Here is a 23242-nt window from a genome sequence, read left to right on the forward strand (position 1 = left end):
ACAACGCGTACCAAGGGTACGCGTTGCCGTTCTAACTTTTTTTACTTCGCCTGACGCTTCTGGTACTCGCTGGCGGCTTTCACGAAGCCTGCAAACAGCGGATGCCCGTCACGCGGCGTTGAAGTAAATTCCGGGTGGAATTGGCAGGCCACGAACCACGGATGGTTAGGCACTTCGATGATCTCGACTAACTGATCATCCCCGGAACGGCCTGCAACACGCAGACCTGCAGCTTCAATTTGTTTCAACAACATGTTGTTGACTTCATAGCGGTGACGATGGCGCTCGGTAATCACCGGCTCGCCGTACAGCTTGCGAACCACGCTATCGTCTGACAGCTGGCAGGCCTGTGCGCCAAGACGCATGGTGCCACCCAGATCGCTCTTCTCGGTACGGACTTCGACGTTACCGTCTTCGTCGCGCCATTCCGTAATCAGCGCCACGACAGGGTACTTACAGTCTGGCACAAATTCCGTAGAGTTCGCGTTTTCCATTCCCGCTACGTTGCGCGCAAATTCAATCAGCGCAACCTGCATACCCAGGCAGATGCCGAGGTATGGAATATTGTTTTCACGCGCATAGCGTGCAGTGGCGATCTTGCCTTCAACACCACGGTAGCCGAAGCCGCCAGGGATGAGAATCGCATCCAGATCTTTGAGAATTTCAACGCCGCGCGTTTCAACATCCTGCGAATCAATCAGCTTGATGTTGACGGAGACGCGATTCTTCAGACCACCGTGCTTCAGCGCCTCGATAACTGACTTATAGGCATCCGGCAGTTCAATATACTTGCCGACCATACCGATAGTCACTTCGCCGCCCGGATTGGCTTCTTCGTAAATAACCTGCTCCCATTCAGACAGGTTAGCTTCCGGACAGTTCAAGCTGAATCGTTTACAAATATAATCGTCCAGACCCTGTGATTTCAACAGGCCCGGGATTTTATAAATGGAATCGACGTCTTTCATTGAAATAACGGCTTTTTCAGGCACGTTACAGAACAATGCAATTTTCGCGCGTTCGTTCGCTGGAATCGCGCGATCGGAACGGCAAACCAGGATATCAGGCTGAATACCGATGGAGAGCAGCTCTTTAACAGAGTGCTGAGTCGGTTTGGTTTTCACTTCACCTGCTGCTGCCATGTAAGGCACCAGCGTCAGGTGCATGAACAGCGCGTTCTCACGACCAATATCTACCGCCAGCTGACGAATCGCTTCGAGGAACGGCAGGGATTCGATATCCCCTACGGTACCGCCGATTTCAACCAGCACAACGTCATGCCCTTCGCCACCGGCAAGGACACGCTCTTTAATGGCGTTAGTGATGTGTGGGATGACCTGCACGGTCGCGCCCAGGTAGTCACCACGGCGCTCTTTACGCAGAACGTCAGAGTAGATACGGCCAGTCGTAAAGTTGTTACGACGGGTCATTTTGGTACGGATGAAACGCTCGTAGTGGCCAAGATCCAGATCGGTTTCAGCGCCGTCTTCAGTAACGAACACTTCCCCGTGTTGGGTTGGGCTCATGGTGCCTGGATCGACGTTGATGTACGGATCCAGTTTCATCATGGTCACATTGAGGCCACGGGCTTCAAGAATGGCTGCGAGGGAGGCTGCGGCAATGCCTTTACCCAGAGAGGATACGACCCCGCCGGTCACAAAAATATAGTTCGTTGTCATGCTGAACCTGAGAAGTTAGGGTGAAACGATGGAATAACCAGGACGGGAAAGTAGTATACCCGAACACGACGAGCGCCACAAACTTTCATTCTCCGTCTCCTTCCCAGGCCATGACAAACATAAGGAGTGAGAAAATAGCCCCTTTTGGGTAAATGTTTTTGACGCAAATCAAGCGCTTGTCATTTAAAAAATCACACAAATTGCGCTTGATCGCAAAATTTCGTTAGAGATCATGTTCCTGGCGTTTTACTTCCTGCCAGACTTCTTCCATCGCCTCGAGGTCAATGCCGCTCATTTCCAGGCCGCGCGAGGCCACAATCCGCTCAACTTCGCGGAAGCGACGTTCGAATTTAATGTTCGCTTTTTGCAGGGCGGTTTCCGCTTTTACACCGAGGTGGCGAGAAAGGTTGACGGTCGCGAACAGCAGATCGCCCATCTCCTCTTCCAGCTTTGCTTCATCCACAACGGCCTGCTGCGCTTCATGCATCACTTCGTCGATCTCTTCGTGCACTTTTTCCAGCACTGGGCCGAGAGAGGTCCAGTCAAACCCTACCGCCGAGCAGCGCTTTTGAATTTTGTGCGCGCGCATCAGCGCAGGAAGGTTCAGGGGAATGTCGTCCAGCGCCGAGTGCTGGGATTTTTCAGCGCGTTCGGCGCTTTTGATCTGCTCCCAGCGCGCCAGCACTTCCGCACTGTTGCCTGCGGAGGCATCGCCAAAGATATGCGGATGACGGCGCTCCAGCTTGTCGCTGATAGCGGCGCAGATGTCGTCAAAGTTAAAGCGCCCCTCTTCCTGCGCCATCTGTGCGTAGAACACCACCTGGAACAGCAGGTCGCCCAGCTCACCGCGCAGGTCGTCGAAATCTTCGCGCGAAATCGCGTCCAGCACTTCGTAGGTTTCTTCCAGCGTGTAAGGCGCAATGGTGGCGAAAGTCTGCTCTTTATCCCACGGGCAGCCGTTTTCCGGGTCGCGCAGGCGTTTCATGATGCCAAGCAGGCGGTCGATTTGAGTCATAGTTCTGTCCTGATGTCAAAATGCCGAGTGGCGGCGTTGCCTTACCCGGCCTACAGAAGAGGATGTTCAGCCGCCGTGCAGACGACGCGCGTCAATCACATCCGGCACCTGGTTCAGTTTACCGAGCACCCGGCCCAGCACCTGCAGGTTATAGATTTCGATGGTCATATCGATGGTGGCAAGCTGCTCGCGGGTATCGCTGCGGCTGGCAACGCCCAGCACGTTGACCTTCTCGTTGGCGAGAATGGTGGTGATGTCGCGCAGCAGGCCACTGCGGTCGTTGGCAGTGACGCGCACCACCAGCGAGTAGCCAGCGGAGTAGCTTTCACCCCAGACGGCTTCCACGATACGTTCCGGCGCATGCGATTGCAGCTCAGCAAGCTGATCACAGTCGGAGCGGTGAATTGAGATCCCGCGCCCCTGGGTGATAAAGCCGACAATATCGTCACCCGGTATCGGCTGGCAGCAGCGGGCAATATGGTGCATGAGGTTACCCACCCCTTCAACCACCACGCGGCCATTGTCCTTGCTGCGCTGCTGCGGAGCGTAGGTTTTCTGCTGGAGCTGTTTCAGCGCTGCCGCATCCTGCTCTGCCGCGCTTGGCTTGTTGAACTGCGCTTGCAGGAAGTTCACCATCTGGTTCAGGCGGATATCGCCGCCGCCAATCGCCGCTAACAGTTCGTCGAGCTCGTTGAAGTTGTAGCGCGGCAGCAGGAACTTCTCCGCCTCTTTCAGGTTTATCCCGATATGCTCCAGCTCGTCGTCAAGGATCTGACGACCGGCAAGGATATTCTTGTCACGATCCTGCTTGCGGAACCAGGCGTGAATTTTAGAGCGCCCGCGGCTGGTGGTCACGTAACCGAGGTTTGGATTCAGCCAGTCGCGGCTTGGGTTTGGCTGCTTCTGGGTGATGATTTCAATCTGGTCGCCCATCTGTAGCTGGTAGGTAAACGGTACGATACGTCCGCCGATCTTCGCCCCGATGCAACGGTGCCCCACGTCGCTGTGAATGTGGTAGGCGAAATCGAGCGGCGTAGATCCTGCCGGCAGATCAACCACATCCCCTTTCGGGGTAAAGACGTAGACGCGATCGTCGAAGACCTGACTGCGCACTTCGTCGAGCATTTCGCCGGAGTCGGCCATCTCCTCCTGCCACGCAATCAGCTTACGCAGCCAGGCGATACGGTCCTCGTGTCCGGAGCGCGCGCCGCCGGAAGTGCCTTCTTTGTACTTCCAGTGCGCGGCGACGCCCAGTTCGGCGTCTTCGTGCATCTGTTTAGTACGGATCTGAATTTCCACAGTTTTGCCGCCGGGGCCAAGCACCACGGTGTGGATGGACTGATAGCCATTCGGTTTGGGGTTCGCGACATAGTCATCGAACTCATCCGGCAGATGGCGGAAGTGAGTATGTACTATCCCCAGCGCGGCGTAGCAATCCTGGAGACGCTCCGCCACGATACGCACGGCGCGCACGTCAAACAGCTCGTCAAAGGCGAGATGTTTCTTCTGCATTTTGCGCCAGATGCTGTAGATGTGCTTCGGACGCCCGTAGACCTCGGCGCGCACATTCTCCTCTTTCATCGACTGGCGCAGCCCGCTGACAAATTCCTCGATATAGTGTTCGCGGTCGATGCGGCGTTCGTGCAGCAATTTTGCAATGCGTTTGTATTCCGCCGGATGCAGATAGCGGAAGCAGTAATCTTCCAGCTCCCACTTCAGTTGCCCGATACCCAGACGGTTCGCCAGCGGCGCATAGATATTCGTACACTCTTTGGCGGCCAGGACGCGCTCGTCTTCCGGCGCATCCTTCACTTCGCGCAGATGGGCAACCCGTTCGGCCAGCTTGATCACCACGCAGCGAAAATCATCCACCATCGCCAGCAGCATGCGGCGGACGTTATCCACCTGCTCGGAAGAGACAGAATCCGTTTGCGCGGCTTTCAGTTGACGGATGGCGGCCATATCACGCACGCCGTGGATGAGCGCCACGACGGACTGGCCGACGCTTTCACGCAGCACGTCTTCCGTCACCACGTTAGCATCTGCCAGTGGGAACAGCAGTGCGGCCTGTAGCGTTTCGATATCCATGTTAAGCATGGAGAGAATTTCAACCATCTCCACGCCGCGCCACAACAGCAGTTCAGCGTCCGGATGCCCCTGCGTTGTGCGTAAACAATAGGCCCAGGTTTCGGTTAAGCGTTCACACGACTGCTGGCTGGAAATCCCCAGACTTGCGATCCATTTTTGAGGGTCAAACTCACCAGCTTTATTTAAATGTGCACTTCTTACCGCAACCATCGTCCTCTCCTTTAGGGACAAGGGCCTGTCGAAGTCGACAAGCCAAACTCATTAGATGTGCTCGAACAACACCATTGATTCCAGATGTCCAGTGTGCGGGAACATGTCCAGCATTGCCAGACGCCGAATCTGGTAACCCCCGCTCAATAATGCTTCGCTGTCACGGGCCAGCGTCGCCGGGTTACAGGAAACATAGACCACGCGTTCAGGCGCGAGTTTAATTATATGCTGCATCACGCCCGGCGCACCTGCGCGCGCCGGATCGAGCAGGATCTTATCAAAGCCCTGCTTAGCCCACGGTTGCTGAGTAACATCATCCTCAAGATTTTGATGAAAGAATGTCACATTTTGCAAGCCGTTCTGTTGGGCGTTCTCCTGGCCTTTCGCCACCAGCGCCTCAACGCCTTCCACCCCGACCACGCTTGCTGCTTTGCGGGCCAGCGGCAGGGTAAAGTTACCCATACCGCAGAACAGATCGAGCACCCGATCGGTGGGCTGGACGTCAAGCCACGCCAGCGCGTTCGCCACCATCTGCTGGTTCACGCCGTCATTGACCTGGATAAAATCCCGCGGGCTGAACGTTAAGCGTAGCCCGTCTGACGCATACCAGGGCGCGTCTCCGCTAACCTGCTCAAGTATCTCGCTTTGCGGCGCGAGGAAAAGCGCAAGCTCATGAGAATGCGAAAAGCGTTCCAGTTTTTCGCGATCTGCCCTGGACAGCGGTGCGGTGTGGCGCAGCACCATCAGCGGGCCGCCGTTGGCCAGCACCAGTTCGACATGGCCCAGCGAACGCACACCATCCAGCGATGCAAGACAGTGGTGCACGGCCGGGAGCAGTGCCTCAAGTTGGGGCACCAAAACAGGGCATTGAGTGATGGAGACGATATCGCTGGAGCTGGCTTTGCGAAAACCCATCTCCAGCCTTTCAGTTTTTGGCTGGTAGCTTAGACTCAGGCGAGCGCGGCGACGGTAGCCCCACGGCTGGTCAGCAACAATGTCACTGACGTCATGTTTTAGCAGGCGGGCCAGCGCGTTGCTTTTACTTTTTTGCTGTAATTCTGTGCTGGCATGCTGTTGCTGACAGCCTCCGCAAACGCCAAAATGGGGGCAGCGAGGCGTCACGCGCTCCGGGCTATCATTAAGACGGCGCTTGACCTGGCCGCGCGCATACTGGCGTTTGTCTTCCGTCAGCGTAATATCTGCGCGTTCTCCTGGCAGCAAACCTGTGATAAACAGTGTCTTACCCTTGTGACGCGCTACCCCCTGTCCAAAAGGATCGAGGTCAGAGGCTTCAACAGTTATGATCTGACGCGTCGTCACGCGTCGTTTTGCAGAGTAGAATTGCGCCATCGCCGAGATTGTTCTCAAATAAACATAATTAGCCTGATTGTCCCATAACGGAACTCCATGACCAACTACAGCCTGCGCGCGCGCATGATGATTTTGATCCTCGCTCCTACCGTTCTCATCGGTTTGCTGCTGAGCATTTTCTTTGTGGTGCATCGCTATAACGATTTGCAGAGACAGCTTGAAGATGCCGGGGCCAGCATTATCGAACCGCTGGCCGTCTCCAGCGAGTACGGTATGAACCTGCAAAACCGTGAATCCATTGGTCAGTTAATCAGCGTGCTGCACCGCCGTCATTCAGAGATTGTGCGCGCCATTTCCGTTTACGATGAGCATAACCGTCTTTTCGTCACCTCGAATTTCCATCTGGATCCCACGTCGCTGAAAATCCCGGAAGGTACCCCTTTCCCGCGTCATCTCACGGTCCTGCGGCGCGGCGATATCATGATCCTGCGCACGCCGATTATCTCAGAAAGCTATTCACCCGACGAATCCGCCCAGTCCGATGCGAAGTCCAGCAATAATATGCTGGGATATGTGGCGCTGGAGCTGGATCTCAAGTCGGTGCGGCTCCAGCAGTACAAAGAAATATTCATCTCCGGCGTGATGATGCTGTTCTGTATCGGCATCGCGTTGATCTTCGGCTGGCGGCTGATGCGCGACGTCACGGGGCCTATCCGTAACATGGTGAATACCGTTGACCGGATCCGCCGGGGTCAGCTGGACAGCCGCGTGGAAGGCTTCATGCTCGGCGAGCTGGATATGCTGAAAAACGGCATCAACTCAATGGCGATGTCGCTGGCGGCTTATCACGAAGAGATGCAGCACAACGTTGACCAGGCCACCTCTGACCTGCGCGAAACGCTGGAGCAGATGGAGATCCAGAACGTGGAGCTGGATCTGGCGAAAAAACGCGCTCAGGAGGCGGCCCGTATTAAGTCTGAGTTCCTGGCAAACATGTCGCATGAGCTGCGCACGCCGCTGAACGGGGTGATTGGCTTCACCCGTCTGACGCTTAAAAGCGAGCTCAACCCGACCCAGCGTGACCACCTGCATACCATTGAACGCTCAGCCAACAACCTGCTGACCATTATTAACGACGTACTGGACTTCTCGAAGCTGGAAGCGGGCAAGCTGATTCTGGAGAGTATCCCCTTCCCGCTGCGCAGCACACTGGATGACGTGGTCACGCTTCTCGCCCACTCCTCGCATGATAAGGGGCTGGAACTGACGCTCAATATCAAAAATGACGTACCGGATAATGTCATTGGCGACCCGCTGCGCCTGCAACAGGTCATCACCAATCTGGTGGGCAACGCGATTAAGTTCACCGAGAGCGGCAACATCGACATTCTGGTCGAAAAAAGGGCGCTCAGTAATAATAAGGTCCAGATTGAAGTTCAGATCCGGGATACCGGCATCGGCATTCCGGAGCGCGATCAGTCGCGTCTGTTCCAGGCGTTCCGCCAGGCCGATGCGAGCATTTCCCGTCGTCACGGCGGAACGGGCCTGGGTCTGGTGATCACCCAAAAGCTGGTGAAAGAGATGGGAGGCGATATCTCCTTCCACAGCCAGCCTAACCGGGGCTCGACCTTCTGGTTCCATATCAATCTTGATCTTAATCCGAACGTGCAAACCGACGGTCCGGTCACCGACTGCCTGAAAGGGATGCGTCTGGCCTATGTGGAACCGAACGCCGCCGCGGCGCAGTGTACGCTGGATGTTTTAAGCAGCACGCCGCTGGAGGTGGTCTATAGCCCGACCTTCTCTGCGCTGGCGAACGATCATTACGATATTCTTTTGCTGGGGATTCCGGTGACGTTTACCGGAGAACTGACCATGCAGCAGGAACGGCTGGCAAAGGCGGCCTCAATGACGGACTACCTGCTGCTGGCTCTGCCGTGCCACGCCCAAATCAACGCCGAAGAGCTTAAAAACGACGGGGCGGCGGCATGTCTGCTGAAACCCCTCACCGCCACACGGCTGTTACCTGCGTTGACCGAATATTGCCGTCTGACGCATCAGTCCCTGCCGCTGGAAAACGACGAACATAAGCTGCCGATGACGGTGATGGCCGTGGATGATAACCCGGCAAACCTTAAGCTGATTGGCGTGCTGCTTGAGGATCAGGTTCAGCACGTTGAACTGTGTACCAGCGGCGCCGAAGCCGTAGAACAAGCCAAACAGATGCAGTTTGACCTGATCCTGATGGATATTCAGATGCCGGGCATGGATGGCATCCGCGCCTGCGAATTAATTCGTCAGCTTCCGCACCAGCAGCAGACGCCCGTGATTGCCGTGACGGCGCACGCGATGGCGGGACAAAAAGAGAAACTGCTGGGTGCGGGCATGAACGATTATCTGGCGAAACCGATTGATGAAGAGAAGCTGCACAGCCTGCTGCTGCGCTACAAACCGGGGCACATTGGCGGGACGTACACCATTTCAGCTGAATCGCCGGAAATCAGCGTTAACCAGAATGCCACGTTTGACTGGCAACTGGCGCTGCGCCAGGCAGCAGGCAAAGCCGATCTGGCCCGCGATATGCTGCAAATGCTGGTGGACTTCCTGCCTGAGATCCGTAACAAGGTTGAAGAACAGCTGGTGGGCGAAAACCCTGATGGGCTGCTGGAGGCCATCCATAAACTGCACGGTAGCTGCGGCTACAGCGGCGTGCCGCGGTTGAAAAATCTCTGCCAGTTGCTTGAACAGCAGCTCCGCGCGGGTACGCCAGAATCCGATCTTGAGCCGGAGTTTCTGGAGCTGCTGGACGAGATGGACAACGTGACGCGGGAAGCGATGAAGGTGTTGGGAAGCTAAGAAAAAGCCCGGTGGCGCTTCGCTTACCGGGCCTACAGGAGCACGAACGTTAACGCGACATCCCCTGTCCCACCTTTATGGCCGCCGCAATATTCCTTGCGGCCATCTGTACATTCTGTTGCGCATTTTCCAGCGCATCCTCCAGCGAGCAGATGGTGTAAATCACGCTGAATACCGCATCCAGTCCGTGCTCGTGCACCACGCCAACATCCGCCGTCAGGCTGCCGGCAATGCCGATAACCGGTTTGTTATAGCGTTTCGCGACTCTCGCCACGCCAACGGGCACTTTGCCGTGGATCGTCTGGCTGTCGATACGCCCTTCGCCCGTGATCACCAGATCGGCGTCCGCGACCTGTTCATCGAGATGCAGGGCATCGGTGACAATCTCAATCCCCCGACGAAGCTGTGCCCCGCAAAATGCATACAGCGCCGCCCCCATTCCGCCAGCTGCTCCGCCCCCCGCCAGGTTTAAGACGTCAATGTCCAGGTCCCTGGCGATAATGTTTGCGTAATGCGCAAGCGCGTTGTCCAGCGTCCTGACCATCTCCGGCGTCGCCCCTTTCTGCGGACCGAATACCGCAGAAGCGCCAGTCTCGCCAATCAGGGGGTTGGTCACATCGCAGGCCACTTCAATTCGACAGTCTGCCAGCCGCTCATCCAGCCCACTAAGATCGATATGCGCAAGGCTTGCCAGTTCGCCGCCGCCCGGCCCAACGGGCTGTGCTTTCGCATCCAGCAGTTTTACGCCCAGCGCCTGCACCATGCCTGCGCCACCGTCATTGGTCGCGCTGCCTCCAATGCCAATAATGATATGCTTAACGCCCGCATCCAGCGCATGACGGATCAGTTCCCCGGTTCCCCACGAGGTGGTGATTAACGGGTTACGCTTTGCAGGAGCAACAAGCTCCAGACCACTCGCGGCCGCCATCTCGATAAACGCGCTTTTCCCGTCTCCGGATAACCCGAAAAACCCTTCCACGCGTTCTCCCAAAGGCCCGGTAACGGGAACATGGACAAGACGCCCATGGGTGGCTGCCACCATCGCTTCCACCGTCCCTTCGCCACCATCGGCAACCGGTAATTTGACGTACTCCGCTGAGGGGAAAATTTCGCGAAAACCGACCTCTATCGCTGTCGCCACCTCCAGCGCGCTCAAGCTTTCCTTATACGAGTCCGGAGCGATAACAATTTTCATAAGCCATCCTTACGCATGTTAGTTACGTTAAGCATACACCACGTAAGGGACCACTCATGGGAGCGGTCCCAGTTGGCTTATCGTACCATGCACGGACGTTTATTGTCGAATGTCCACTCTGGGATCAGGTATTGCATCGCCAGCGCATCATCACGTGCGCCCAGCCCGTGTTTCTGGTAAAGCTCGTGCGCTTTCATGACCTGATCCATATCCAGTTCAACGCCCAGCCCCGGCGTAGCTGGAACTTGCACCATGCCGCCTTTGATCTCAAACGGCTGTTTGGTCAGGCGCTGATTGCCCTCCTGCCAGATCCAGTGGGTGTCGATAGCGGTAATGTTGCCCGGCGCAGCAGCCGCTACGTGGGTGAACATCGCCAGCGAGATGTCGAAGTGGTTGTTGGAGTGCGATCCCCAGGTCAGGCCGAACTCATGGCACATCTGCGCCACGCGAACCGAGCCCTGCATCGTCCAGAAGTGCGGGTCTGCCAGCGGAATATCCACCGATTGCAGCGAGAGCGTGTGCCCCATCTGGCGCCAGTCGGTCGCGATCATGTTGGTGGCGGTTGGCAGCCCGGTGGCGCGACGGAACTCCGCCATCACTTCACGTCCAGAGAACCCCTGCTCTGCGCCGCACGGATCTTCCGCGTAGGCCAGCACGCCTTTGAGCTGCTTACCAATTTTGATCGCCTCTTCAAGCGACCAGGCACCGTTCGGATCCAGCGTGACGCGCGCCTGCGGGAAGCGCTTCGCCAGCGCGGCAATCGCCTCAGCTTCTTCTTCACCCGCCAGTACGCCGCCTTTCAGCTTGAAGTCATTAAAGCCATATTTTTCATACGCGGCTTCAGCCAGGCGCACCACCGCATCCGGGGTAATCGCTTCATCGTGACGCACACGATACCAGTCGCATTTTTCGTCCGGCTGGCTCTGGTACGGCAGCGGGGTGAGTTTGCGGTTGCCGATAAAGAACAGGTAGCCGAGCATTTCCACTTCGCTGCGCTGTTGGCCGTCGCCCAGCAGGGAGGCGACATTGACGCCCAGATGCTGGCCTAGCAGATCCAGCATCGCGGCTTCAATACCCGTGACCACATGGATAGTGGTACGCAGATCAAACGTTTGCAGACCACGGCCACCCGCATCACGATCGGCAAAGGTCGTACGCACGCTGGTCAGCACATTTTTGTACTCGCCCAGCGTTTTACCCACCACCAGCGGAATGGCGTCCTCCAGCGTTTTACGGATCTTCTCCCCGCCCGGGATTTCACCGACACCGGTATGCCCTGAGTTGTCCTTGATCACCACAATATTACGGGTGAAGAACGGCGCATGGGCGCCGCTCAGGTTCATCAGCATGCTGTCATGTCCCGCGACAGGAATGATCTGCATGGAGGTGACTACAGGGGTAGAAAATGTGCTCATCGTTCGATCCTTTTATCAGTGACGTCCAAATACAGGGCGCTTACGGTCAAATGTCCAGCCGGGGATAAGGTACTGCATCGGGCCTGCGTCGTTGCGCGCGCCGCCCGGCAGTTTTTTATACGCTTCATGCGCCTTGTGGATCTGATCCCAGTCAAGCTCTACGCCCAGCCCCGGCGCATCCGGTACGGCAATGGTGCCGTTTTTGATTTCAAGTGGATTTTTGGTCAGGCGCGCTTCGCCTTCCTGCCAGATCCAGTGCGTATCGATGGCGGTCGGGTTACCCGGCGCCGCCGCGCCAACGTGGGTAAACATCGCCAGCGAAATGTCGAAATGGTTATTGGAGTGGCAGCCCCAGGTGAGCCCCCAGTCATCGCACAGCTGCGCCACGCGCACCGCGCCGGAAAGGGTCCAGAAGTGCGGATCAGCCAGCGGTATGTCCACCGCATTCAGCATCACCGCGTGGCCCATTTCGCGCCAGTTAGTGGCGATCATGTTGGTCGCAACCGGCAGCCCGGTAGCGCGGCGGAATTCGGCCATCACCTCGCGGCCAGAAAAGCCCTGCTCGGCGCCGCACGGATCTTCCGCGTAGGTCAGCACGTCGCCCAGTCCTTTGCACAGCGCGATAGCTTCATCCAGCCGCCAGGCGCCGTTAGGATCGACGGTGATGCGTGCCTCCGGGAAGCGTTTTTTCAACGCGCGCACGCTGTCAATCTCCTGTTCGCCCGGCAGAACGCCGCCTTTCAGCTTGAAGTCTTTAAAGCCGTAGCGATCCTGCGCCGCCTCTGCCAGGCGTACCACCGCCTCGCCAGAGAGCGCTTCCTGATGACGCAGGTGATACCACGCGTGGCTGCCCGGCGAGCGTTCCAGATACGGCAGATCGGTTTTCGTCCGGTCGCCAACGTAGAACAGATAGCCCAGCACCGTTACTGCATCACGCTGTTTGCCTGGCCCCAGCAGTTCGCAGACCGGCACGTTCAGCGCCTTGCCCAGTAAATCAAGGAGAGCCGCCTCCAGCGCCGCCACCGCGTTAACGCGCAGTTCAAACGTCCAGGCGCCTTTGCCGAAGGTATCAAAATCAGCCGACTGGTTGCCCTTATGCACCCGCTGAACCACCTTGTTCAGGCGGGCGACCTCCTGCCCAACCACCTGCGGGATGGCGTCGACCAGCGTCTGGTAAATCACCTCTCCGCCCGGCGCTTCCCCGACGCCGGTATTCCCTGCGCTGTCGGTCAGCACCACGATGTTGCGGGTGAACCAGGCGTTATGCGCGCCGCCAATGTTGAGCAGCATGCTGTCCTGACCCGCCACCGGGATGACTTTCATCTCCGTCACAATCGGGCTTGATTGCGTTGTCATCATCCGCGCTCCCCAACAGGTTTCAGTTCGATTCGTTTGATGTCCCCCACCAGCACCAGGTAACTGAGTACCGCCACCAGCGCATGGACGCCTACATAAATCAGCGCACCATTGAAGGAGCCGGTGGTGCCGACGATGTAACCGATAGCGATTGGGGTGACAATGCCGGAAATGTTGCCAAACATGTTGAACAGACCGCCGCTCAGGCCGCTGATCTCTTTCGGCGCGGTATCTGCCATCACCGCCCAGCCCAGCGCGCCAATGCCTTTACCGAAGAAGGCCATCGCCATAAAGCCGATAATCATCCACTCCGCGCTGACGTAGTTACAGAACACCATGGTCATGGAGAGCAGCATGCCGAGCACGATTGGCGTTTTACGCGCAATATTCAGCGAACCGGTGCGACGCATCAGCCAGTCGGAGATGACCCCGCCGAGCACCCCGCCCACGAAGCCGCAGATGGCTGGCACAGAGGCGACAAAACCCGCCTTCAGAATCGACATCCCGCGCGCCTGCACCAGGTAAACCGGGAACCAGGTGATGAAGAAGTAGGTTAAGGCGTTAATGCAGTACTGGCCGAGATAGATACCGATCATCATCCGTGAGCCGACGAGCTGTTTGATCTGCCCCCATTTCTGGCTGAACGGGACTTTTGCTTTCTGGGTTTTCTGATCCATGTTGATCAGCGCCCCGCCTTCAGCAATGTAGTCCAGCTCTTTCTTGTTCACGCCCGGGTGCTGGTTTGGTTCGTGGATCACTTTCAGCCAGATAAAGCTGATGACGATCCCCAGCCCGCCCATGAAGAAGAAGACGTGCGACCAGCCCACTTCGTGCGTCAGCCAGCCCATAATTGGCGCGAAAATAACCGTCGCAAAGTATTGCGCCGAGTTAAAGATTGCTACCGCCGTTCCCCTCTCCTGCGCCGGGAACCAGGCGGCCACAATGCGGCTGTTGCCCGGGAAAGATGGCGCTTCCGCTAAACCCACCAGGAAGCGGAGGGTAAAGAGCGCAATGATAATGCCGAAGCCGCTGAAGATATCCACGAAGCCCTGTAACAGGGTAAACATCGACCAGATGAAAATGGACCAGAAATAGACCCGTTTTGAGCCAAAGCGGTCCAGCAGCCAGCCGCCAGGGATTTGGCCGATTACGTAGGCCCATGAAAATGCGGAGAAAACATAACCCATACCCACCGGATCAAGTCCGATGTCCTTTGCCATCTCAGAGCCGGCAATGGATAACGTGGCACGGTCGCCGTAGTTGAAAGAGGTGACGATAAACAGCATCACCACTATCCAGTATCGGGCGTTGGTGCGCTTCTCAGCGCTGCTCGCCGCGTGGCTTAATGTACTCATTGTTGCACTCCTGAAACATAGCTTTCGCCTGGTTCATTCTGTACAGCACCTGTAGGGTAATCAGAATGAGAGATTTGTGTTTGGTTTTGGTACGGCCCGAAGCCGTTTTATAGTGACGGGAAAAGTATATGAAGGAGTGACCGGTTCTCTCACCGTGCAGGAACACAACATTGACGGGCGTGGGGAACGTGGTTTGGGGCATAAGCCCAAAGTGGTGGAAGATACTTCACGGAATTGAGGATATGGTGCAGCTTCGTTGCCGGGTGGCGGCTACGCCCTACCCGGCCTACAGCTCGTATAGTACAGGGTTAGTTCAGGAGCGTGGCCCAATGTTCAACCCAGGGATTTGACTCGCTTTCCGGTTCGGGGTGCTCGCCAGCATCAATCAGTAACATCTCGCCGACCCGCTGAGCGTGCTGTTCCTGCAACAGCGCGTCGAACTGCTTACCGCCGCCGCAGAAATTGGCGTAAGAGCTATCGCCGAGGGCGATGATGCCATAGTGAACATCTGGCTGATAGCCAAGCTGGTCTTTAATGCCCTGGAAAAGCGGGACGATGCTGTCCGGGAGATCGCCCTGCCCGGTGGTGGAGGTCACCACCAGAATGTATTTATCTTTATACTTTTCCCAGTCCGCCAGCTCCGGGTCTTCATAGACCGTTGCTTTATGGCCCTGATTGACGAGGATTGCTTCTGCTTCCTCCGCAACCAGCAGCGAGTTGCCGTACATCGTGCCGACAAAAATACCTACTTCAGCCATGCTTTGCTCCCGTAATTATTGCGCTTGCTGTTCATCCTGAACGTTGCCTGCGGCAAACTCAACCCTTTCATTTTCGGGGAGTTGTCCCAGCCAGCCAAACTGTGACAGCGCCTGCATCCAGACCTCGTCCAGCCCCGCGCGAATAGTCAGCGGTTCGCCGGTAAACGGGTGCGTCAGGCTTAGCTCGCTGGCGTGCAGCATCAGTCGGTTACAGCCAAAGTGCTCTGCCGCGCTGCGGTTCTGCCGCAGATCGCCGTGCTTGCTGTCGCCGATAATTGGGTGGCGCAGATGTGCAAGGTGGCGGCGAAGCTGGTGCTTGCGCCCCGTTTTGGGCAAAAGCTCAACCAGACTGTATCGCGTAGTGGGAAATTTGCTGGTCGCCACCGGCAGTTCTGTGGTCGCCATACCGCGATAGTCGGTCACCGCAGGCTGCGGACCTTTATCTTCGCGGGCAAATTTATCGGCGATTTTATCCAGTTCCTCCACCAGCGGATAATCCAGCGTGGCGGAATCCGTCAGCCAGCCGCGCACAATGGCGTGGTAGCGCTTCTGGATCTGGTGCTGTTCAAACTGCTGCGACAGCAGGCGCCCGGCCTCACTGGAAAGCCCCATCAGCAGAACGCCAGAGGTTGGCCGATCCAGACGGTGGGCAGTAAAGACGTGCTGACCGATTTGGTCGCGCACGGTTTGCATAACAACCACTTTCTCATCGCGATCGAGCCAGCTTCGGTGTACCAGCCAGCCGGACGGTTTATTCACCGCCACCAGCCACTCATCCTGATACAGGATCTCAAGCGTCATGCATCGTCACCGGCGAAAAGCCCATCCAGCTTTTCCAGCTCAACCAGCATAACGTCGCGCGCCGGGTGGGTCGCCTCCAGCGCCATTTCGTAATAGGGAGAGACGGCAAACGCCTGGGGCAACGCGTGTCCCCCTTCCAGCAGCGCGTGCATGCGCGGAATTAATACCCACTGGAGCCATTCGAATGGAGACAGCGTATCCAGACAAAACGGCTGGGTGCTGGCGAACGCGTCTGGCTGCGGCGCACTTTCCTGCCACAGCTGATGCTGGCGCATAAGGGCTTCGATGGCGTGCAACTGCGCACGAACGCTATCGTGATGCGTCATAGTAACCTCAACTGAAAAACGGAATGGCGCGAAGCATAGCATTGCGGAAGAAAGAAATAAAAAAAGGGAGCACTGTAAAAACAGTGCTCCCGGTTCGTTTCGCAGCATTCCAGCTACAATACGTGCTCCCTGCTCATCCGTGACAACTTTTCCTGATGCCCGAAGGCCTGGTCATCCCTTTACCTTTTGCTTCCTGCTCACATCATCCTGACGTGTAGGTTTCGTCCTGAAACGTCCTGGCCATCCTGACCCACCGACCATCCTGACCGGCTCACGTTCTCCTTCCTGGAGGTGTCCCTTACGCATCCTGCGTGATCCACTTTGCTTCATCCTGAAGCCTTCCTGCGGCGTCGTCCTGACGTGTTCCTGGTGAGAAACGCCATCATCCTGATGTTCGTTTCTCGCGTCGGCATCCTGTCGACACAGATAGAATCCGCTATTCTGCCTCGTCTTACAACCCACCCTGTGAGCAAGGTAAGCCTGGCGAAACGGGGATAATCGTTTCAGGAAATCGCCAACCTGTTGAAAGGGAAACTAATATTAATCTGAAATCTCTAAGACAAAGCTAATTGTTTCGGCGATGTCTCACAGTGCGTGTAAGAGATCTCTCACACGTCCAGTAGCATCATGGATTACAGAAGCGGCTCAAGTCGGGTAAGAAAATCCGCAAGAGAAGGCGCGAGAACGTCGCGATTGCGGGTGCCGAGCGTCTCTTTAATGACCTCGCCAGACAGGTTGCAGACTGAAATGACGTCCAGTTCACTGTCGAGCGTCGCAATAAAGAGAGTCGGGGAGAGCTTAAGGCGTTTTTGCGTGACCAGGTGACCAATGAGGTTTTCCTGAACGCGTTGAAGATCGTCTTCGCTCCAGGTTTGCAGCAGCGTCAGCGGCTGTCCTGCAAAACATGCAGTCATATCCCCGGCAAACTGCGTGGTATAAATTGCATGAAGCGCAGGTTGTATCACAATGTCCATTGCGCGTTCAACCGCATTTACATTCTGCTCGCCCGTGAACGGTTTCGGTTGCCAGATAACGTAATCATCCTGCGAAGCGATAATGCACGGTGACGGCACGCCATATAAGTCAGTACTTTGCGGCCACGTCCCCCGCTTTTCATGCCAGGCATCGCAATAGCGGGTCGTGAAGGACGTCAGGGCATTTGCAGTTTCGATATCCACCGATTTCTCTCTTCTTGTAAGACAGGATAAACTCAGCCCCTAAGTGTACCTGTAAAGTGGCTATGAAACATGTCTTACGAAAATCATCAGGCGTTAACGGGCTTAACGCTGGGTAAATCGACCGATTACCGCGACACCTACGACGCAAGCCTGCTTCAGGGTGTGCCGCGCAGCCTGAACCGCGATCCGCTTGGCCTTCATGCCGACGCGCTGCCGTTCGTCGGCGGCGACATCTGGACGCTGTACGAACTCTCCTGGCTGAATGCGCGCGGTCTGCCGCAGGTAGCCGTGGGCCATGTCGAGCTGGATTACGCCAGCGTAAACCTGGTCGAATCCAAGAGCTTTAAGCTCTATCTCAACAGCTTTAACCAGACCAAATTTAACAGCTGGGACGAGGTACAACAGACGCTTGAACGTGATTTAAGCGCGTGCGCGCAGGGGAACGTAACCGTCTCGTTATACCGTCTGCATGAGCTGGAAGGTCAGCCCATCGCCCATTTCCACGGCACCTGCATCGACGATCAGGACATTGATGTGGAGAGCTACGAATTTAGCACCGACTATCTGGAAAACGCGGCGGGCGGAAAAGTGGTCGACGAAACGCTGGTCAGCCATCTGCTGAAATCCAACTGCCTTATCACCCATCAGCCGGACTGGGGCTCGGTACAGATCCAGTATCGCGGCCCGCAGATTGACCGGGAAAAGCTGCTTCGTTACCTGGTGTCATTCCGTCATCACAACGAATTCCACGAGCAGTGCGTGGAACGCATCTTCAATGACATACAGCGTTTCTGCCAGCCCGAAAAGCTGAGCGTTTATGCCCGCTATACCCGTCGCGGCGGCCTGGACATTAACCCATGGCGCACCAATACCGATTTTGTGCCTGCCACCGGACGGCTGGTGCGCCAGTAAGATAAATATTTTCACAATATGCGGGCGGTATTCCGCCCGAAGTGTTGTGAAACGTCATAAGCCAGGGCTATTGTAATCAACAGGGAAAGACGATAATCGTCCCATAAGGAGCTCACTTGATTACACATATTAGCCCGCTTGGCTCTATGGATATGTTGTCGCAACTGGAAGTGGATATGCTTAAACGCACCGCCAGTAGCGACCTGTATCAACTGTTTCGTAACTGTTCACTTGCTGTACTGAACTCCGGAAGCCTGACCGACAACAGTAAAGAGCTGCTGTCCCGCTTCGAAAGTTTTGATATCAATGTGCTGCGCCGCGAGCGCGGGGTGAAGCTGGAAGTGATCAACCCGCCGGAAGAGGCGTTTGTCGATGGGCGTATTATTCGCTCACTTCAGGCCAACCTTTTTGCCGTGCTGCGCGACATCCTGTTTGTTAACGGACAGATCAGCAACGCCGGTCGTTTCCAGCATCTCGATCTGGAAAGCTCCGTTCATATCACCAACCTGGTTTTCTCCATTCTGCGTAACGCCCGCGCCCTGCACGTTGGCGAAGCGCCGAACATGGTCGTCTGCTGGGGTGGTCACTCTATTAACGAAACCGAATACCTGTACGCCCGCCGCGTGGGTAATCAGCTCGGCCTGCGCGAGCTGAACATCTGTACCGGCTGCGGTCCTGGCGCGATGGAAGCGCCGATGAAAGGCGCGGCAGTAGGACACGCGCAGCAACGCTATAAAGAAGGCCGTTTTATCGGCATGACCGAGCCGTCGATCATCGCCGCTGAGCCGCCTAACCCGCTGGTTAACGAACTGATTATTATGCCGGATATCGAAAAACGTCTTGAGGCGTTTGTCCGTATCGCGCACGGCATTATCATCTTCCCGGGCGGCGTAGGTACGGCGGAAGAACTGCTTTATCTGCTCGGGATCCTGATGAACCCGGCCAACAAAAATCAGGTTCTGCCGCTGATCCTGACCGGCCCGAAAGAGAGCGCCGACTATTTCCGCGTGCTGGACGAGTTTATCGTGCATACGCTGGGGGAAGACGCGCGCCGTCACTACCGCATTATTATTGACGATGCCGCAGAAGTGGCCCGTCAGATGAAAAAAGCGATGCCGCTGGTGAAAGAGAACCGTCGTGATACCGGGGATGCCTACAGCTTTAACTGGTCCATCCGTATCGCACCGGATCTCCAGATCCCCTTCGAGCCGTCGCATGAGAACATGGCGAACCTCAAACTCTATCCGGATCAGCCGGTGGAAGTACTGGCAGCTGACCTGCGTCGCGCCTTCTCTGGCATCGTGGCGGGGAACGTGAAGGAGGTGGGGATCCGCGCGATTGAGGAGTTCGGGCCGTATAAAATCCACGGTGACCCGGAGATGATGCGCCGCATGGATGACATGCTGCAGGGCTTTGTGGCTCAGCACCGCATGAAACTTCCGGGTTCTGCCTATATTCCCTGTTACGAAATCATCAAATAAAGCGTCCTTTCCCTCCTCTCAAGCCGGATTGTCATCCGGCTTTTTTATTAGTGATGTAATTCATAGCGATCTTCAATGTTATTAACAAATCTGGCGTCTGCGCAAACGATTACCTCGTTTTTGAAACCGTAAATAATCAGCCTTAATCGAAATTACCTGCCAGAAAATCCTAAAATCCTATTTCTTTACAGCGAAAGACACCTATCTCGCGGGTCAGCCTTTTCGAAAACATGTCGTTAATGGTAGCCTTCGCGCCCGTAAATCCTCTTTGATGTTTTTTTAACAGATAAATGGTCTAAATATGCCCACATCATAAGTGGATTATTGCATTTGGGATCGCGATCACTGATAGATTCATAACGAGAATGTATCTTTCCGCCCGCCAATAGTTACGGGCAAAAATTATTAAAAAACCGTCACTGAACGAATTTCATATTACCGTCAGGCACTTTTTCATCGGATTTGACTAAAAACCTGACAATTTGCTTCCTCCAGGAGATACAGATGGAAACCACTCAAACCAGCACCGTTGCTTCGATTGAATCCCGAAGCGGTTGGCGCAAAACGGATACCATGTGGATGCTTGGCCTGTACGGCACGGCAATCGGCGCTGGTGTACTGTTCCTTCCTATCAACGCAGGTGTCGGCGGTCTGATCCCGCTGATCATCATGGCCATCATCGCCTTTCCGATGACCTTCTTTGCACACCGCGGCCTGACCCGCTTCGTGCTGTCCGGTAAAAACCCGGGCGAAGACATTACTGAAGTCGTTGAAGAACACTTCGGCGTCGGCGCAGGTAAGCTGATTACCCTGCTCTACTTCTTCGCGATTTACCCGATTCTGCTGGTGTATAGCGTTGCTATCACCAACACCGTTGAAAGCTTCATGATGCACCAGCTGCAGATGACCCCGCCGCCGCGTGCGATCCTGTCCCTGATCCTGATCGTCGGTATGATGACCATCGTGCGCTTTGGCGAGCAGATGATTGTCAAAGCGATGAGCGTGCTGGTATTCCCGTTTGTTGCAGCCCTGATGGTGCTGGCGCTGTACCTGATCCCACAGTGGAACGGCGCTGCGCTGGAAACTCTGTCTCTGAGCAGCGCATCCGCAACCGGTAACGGCCTGCTACTGACCCTGTGGCTGGCGATCCCGGTAATGGTGTTCTCCTTCAACCACTCGCCAATCATCTCCTCCTTCGCGGTGGCGAAGCGTGAAGAGTACGGCAATGGCGCAGAGAAGAAGTGCTCCAGCATCCTGGCTCGCGCACACATCATGATGGTACTGACAGTTATGTTCTTCGTGTTCAGCTGCGTGCTGAGCCTCTCCCCGGCGGATCTGGCGGCGGCGAAAGAGCAGAACATCTCTATTCTGTCCTACCTAGCAAACCACTTTAACGCACCGCTGATTGCGTGGATGGCACCGATCATCGCGATTATCGCCATCACCAAATCCTTCCTGGGCCACTACCTGGGCGCACGTGAAGGCTTCAACGGTATGGTGATTAAATCCCTGCGCGGTAAAGGCAAGAGCATTGAAATCAACCGTCTGAACAAAATCACCGCGCTGTTCATGCTGGTGACCACCTGGGCGGTAGCCACCCTGAACCCAAGCATTCTGGGCATGATTGAAACCCTGGGCGGCCCGATTATCGCGATGATTCTGTTCCTGATGCCGATGTACGCGATTCAGAAAGTGCCAGCGATGCGTAAATACAGCGGCCATATCAGCAACGTGTTCGTTGTTGTGATGGGTCTGATTGCCATCTCCGCTATTTTCTACTCGCTGTTCAGCTAATACCTCCTGCGCCGTCTGCGGATGGCGCACTCCTCCCCTCTGACTGAAGCAATGGACGCATCATGATTAGCGTATTCGATATCTTCAAAATCGGTATTGGTCCTTCCAGCTCTCACACCGTCGGACCAATGAAAGCCGGTAAACAATTCACGGATGACTTGATTGCACGCGGCATTTTGCACGACATCACCCGCGTGGTTGTCGATGTATACGGTTCCCTTTCCCTGACCGGTAAAGGCCACCATACCGATATTGCCATTATCATGGGGCTGGCGGGTAACCTGCCGGATACCGTTGATATTGACTCCATTCCTGGCTTTATCCAGGACGTGAACACCCATGGTCGTTTGCTGCTGGCGAACGGCGAGCACGAAGTTGAATTTCCGGTTGACCACTGCATGAATTTCCATGCGGATAACCTGTCGCTGCACGAAAACGGCATGCGCATTACCGCGCTGGTCGGCGATAAAGCGGTTTACAGCCAGACGTATTACTCCATCGGCGGCGGGTTTATCGTCGACGAAGACCATTTTGGTCAAACCAACGGCTCCGCCGTTGAGGTGCCGTACCCGTACAAAAACGCGGCCGATTTACAGCGTCACTGCCAGGAGACAGGCCTATCTCTCTCCGGCCTGATGATGAAAAATGAGCTGGCCCTGCACAGCAAAGAGGAGCTGGAACAGCACTTCGCAAACGTCTGGGAAGTGATGCGCAGCGGCATTGAGCGCGGGATCACCACCGAAGGCGTGCTGCCGGGGAAACTGCGTGTTCCACGTCGTGCGGCTGCGCTGCGCCGCATGCTGGTCAGCACCGACAAAACCACCACCGACCCGATGGCCGTTGTCGACTGGATCAACATGTTCGCGCTGGCGGTGAACGAAGAGAACGCCGCGGGTGGCCGCGTCGTCACCGCGCCAACCAACGGGGCGTGCGGCATTGTTCCGGCGGTCCTGGCGTATTACGACAAGTTTATCCGTGAAGTGAATGCAAACTCACTCGCGCGGTATATGCTGGTCGCCAGTGCGATTGGCTCACTGTACAAGATGAACGCCTCGATTTCCGGCGCGGAAGTGGGCTGTCAGGGTGAAGTGGGCGTAGCCTGCTCTATGGCGGCGGCGGGCCTGGCCGAACTGCTTGGCGCAAGTCCTGCGCAGGTTTGTATTGCGGCGGAAATCGGCATGGAGCATAACCTGGGGCTGACCTGCGATCCGGTCGGCGGACAGGTCCAGGTGCCATGCATCGAGCGTAACGCCATCGCCTCTGTGAAAGCGGTGAACGCGGCCCGTATGGCGCTGCGCCGCACCAGCGAACCGCGCGTGTGTCTCGACAAGGTTATCGAAACCATGTACGAAACCGGTAAAGATATGAACGCCAAATACCGCGAAACCTCCCGCGGTGGCCTGGCGATGAAGATCGTTACCTGCGATTAAGCTTCTCAGGAAGCCTCGTTTTGCGAGGCTTCTTCCTGTTTTCCCCACCATTCATAGTTTCATGCTGCGCTCAGTGTTACCC

At 56.1% G+C, this 23242-nt stretch carries 18 protein-coding genes; 6 read left to right on the plus strand and 12 right to left on the minus strand.

Annotation, left to right across the window (positions count from 1 at the left end; genetic code table 11):
- Positions 1 to 41 precede the first annotated feature (41 nt).
- From pyrG to rlmD, 4 genes are all read right to left on the minus strand, one after another.
- Positions 42 to 1679, minus strand: coding sequence for a glutamine hydrolyzing CTP synthase (gene pyrG / locus L350_RS07025; protein ID WP_022649202.1), 1638 nt, complete (start codon positions 1677 to 1679; stop codon positions 42 to 44).
- Between the two features lie 223 nt (positions 1680 to 1902).
- Positions 1903 to 2694 (minus strand): nucleoside triphosphate pyrophosphohydrolase, encoded by a 792-nt coding sequence (gene mazG / locus L350_RS07020; protein WP_022649203.1) that lies wholly within the window; start codon positions 2692 to 2694, stop codon positions 1903 to 1905.
- 66 nt (positions 2695 to 2760) lie between these two features.
- Positions 2761 to 4992: a GTP diphosphokinase gene (gene relA / locus L350_RS07015; protein WP_022649204.1), complete on the minus strand. Its 2232-nt coding sequence runs from the start codon at positions 4990 to 4992 to the stop codon at positions 2761 to 2763.
- Between the two features lie 51 nt (positions 4993 to 5043).
- Positions 5044 to 6342 (minus strand): 23S rRNA (uracil(1939)-C(5))-methyltransferase RlmD, encoded by a 1299-nt coding sequence (gene rlmD, locus L350_RS07010; protein WP_022649205.1) that lies wholly within the window; start codon positions 6340 to 6342, stop codon positions 5044 to 5046.
- Positions 6343 to 6399: 57 nt separating this feature from the next.
- Here rlmD and barA point away from each other — a divergent pair, with 57 nt between their 5' ends.
- Entirely contained in the window at positions 6400 to 9159 is a 2760-nt protein-coding gene (barA, locus tag L350_RS07005; RefSeq protein ID WP_032626010.1) for a two-component sensor histidine kinase BarA, read from the plus strand.
- A 49-nt stretch (positions 9160 to 9208) separates the two neighbouring features.
- Here barA and L350_RS07000 read toward each other — a convergent pair whose 3' ends face one another.
- From L350_RS07000 to L350_RS06965, 7 genes are all read right to left on the minus strand, one after another.
- Entirely contained in the window at positions 9209 to 10354 is a 1146-nt protein-coding gene (locus L350_RS07000; RefSeq protein WP_032626012.1) for a glycerate kinase, read from the minus strand.
- 77 nt (positions 10355 to 10431) lie between these two features.
- Positions 10432 to 11769, minus strand: a complete 1338-nt coding sequence (gene gudD / locus L350_RS06995; RefSeq protein ID WP_032626015.1) for a glucarate dehydratase — start codon at positions 11767 to 11769, stop codon at positions 10432 to 10434.
- A 15-nt stretch (positions 11770 to 11784) separates the two neighbouring features.
- On the minus strand, positions 11785 to 13125 hold the full coding sequence (locus L350_RS06990) for an enolase C-terminal domain-like protein (protein WP_023298498.1): 1341 nt from the start codon (positions 13123 to 13125) through the stop codon (positions 11785 to 11787).
- Complete coding sequence (gene gudP / locus L350_RS06985; RefSeq protein WP_003862734.1) at positions 13125 to 14480, minus strand: galactarate/glucarate/glycerate transporter GudP; 1356 nt, start codon at positions 14478 to 14480, stop codon at positions 13125 to 13127. The genes L350_RS06990 and gudP overlap by 1 nt, the downstream gene beginning before the upstream one ends.
- A 308-nt stretch (positions 14481 to 14788) precedes the next feature.
- The gene (locus tag L350_RS06975) at positions 14789 to 15238 is read right to left on the minus strand and encodes a flavodoxin (protein WP_022649212.1); all 450 of its coding nucleotides are present in this window, start codon (positions 15236 to 15238) and stop codon (positions 14789 to 14791) included.
- Between the two features lie 15 nt (positions 15239 to 15253).
- Positions 15254 to 16039: a tRNA pseudouridine(65) synthase TruC gene (truC, locus tag L350_RS06970; protein ID WP_023298500.1), complete on the minus strand. Its 786-nt coding sequence runs from the start codon at positions 16037 to 16039 to the stop codon at positions 15254 to 15256.
- The gene (locus tag L350_RS06965; RefSeq protein ID WP_032626018.1) at positions 16036 to 16365 is read right to left on the minus strand and encodes a YqcC family protein; all 330 of its coding nucleotides are present in this window, start codon (positions 16363 to 16365) and stop codon (positions 16036 to 16038) included. Before L350_RS06965 ends, truC begins: the two co-directional genes overlap by 4 nt.
- Before the next feature lie 321 nt (positions 16366 to 16686).
- Here L350_RS06965 and L350_RS24480 point away from each other — a divergent pair, with 321 nt between their 5' ends.
- The gene (locus L350_RS24480) at positions 16687 to 16863 is read left to right on the plus strand and encodes a hypothetical protein (RefSeq protein WP_154816618.1); all 177 of its coding nucleotides are present in this window, start codon (positions 16687 to 16689) and stop codon (positions 16861 to 16863) included.
- Positions 16864 to 16997: 134 nt separating this feature from the next.
- Here L350_RS24480 and syd read toward each other — a convergent pair whose 3' ends face one another.
- Positions 16998 to 17543 carry a SecY-interacting protein gene (gene syd / locus L350_RS06960; protein WP_022649215.1) on the minus strand — a complete coding sequence of 182 codons (546 nt, stop codon included), beginning with the start codon at positions 17541 to 17543 and terminating at the stop codon, positions 16998 to 17000.
- A gap of 69 nt (positions 17544 to 17612) precedes the next feature.
- Here syd and queF point away from each other — a divergent pair, with 69 nt between their 5' ends.
- The 4 genes from queF (at position 17613) to L350_RS06940 (ending at position 23160) form a co-directional block, all read left to right on the plus strand.
- Entirely contained in the window at positions 17613 to 18455 is an 843-nt protein-coding gene (gene queF, locus L350_RS06955) for an NADPH-dependent 7-cyano-7-deazaguanine reductase QueF (RefSeq protein ID WP_023298501.1), read from the plus strand.
- Positions 18456 to 18571: 116 nt separating this feature from the next.
- Complete coding sequence (ppnN, locus tag L350_RS06950; RefSeq protein ID WP_023298502.1) at positions 18572 to 19936, plus strand: nucleotide 5'-monophosphate nucleosidase PpnN; 1365 nt, start codon at positions 18572 to 18574, stop codon at positions 19934 to 19936.
- 504 nt (positions 19937 to 20440) lie between these two features.
- Entirely contained in the window at positions 20441 to 21730 is a 1290-nt protein-coding gene (locus L350_RS06945) for an HAAAP family serine/threonine permease (protein ID WP_022649218.1), read from the plus strand.
- Between the two features lie 62 nt (positions 21731 to 21792).
- Positions 21793 to 23160 (plus strand): L-serine ammonia-lyase, encoded by a 1368-nt coding sequence (locus L350_RS06940; RefSeq protein WP_022649219.1) that lies wholly within the window; start codon positions 21793 to 21795, stop codon positions 23158 to 23160.
- Positions 23161 to 23242 lie beyond the last annotated feature (82 nt).

The organism is Enterobacter sp. MGH 4 (assembly GCF_000534735.1).
Lineage (GTDB): Bacteria > Pseudomonadota > Gammaproteobacteria > Enterobacterales > Enterobacteriaceae > Enterobacter > Enterobacter intestinihominis.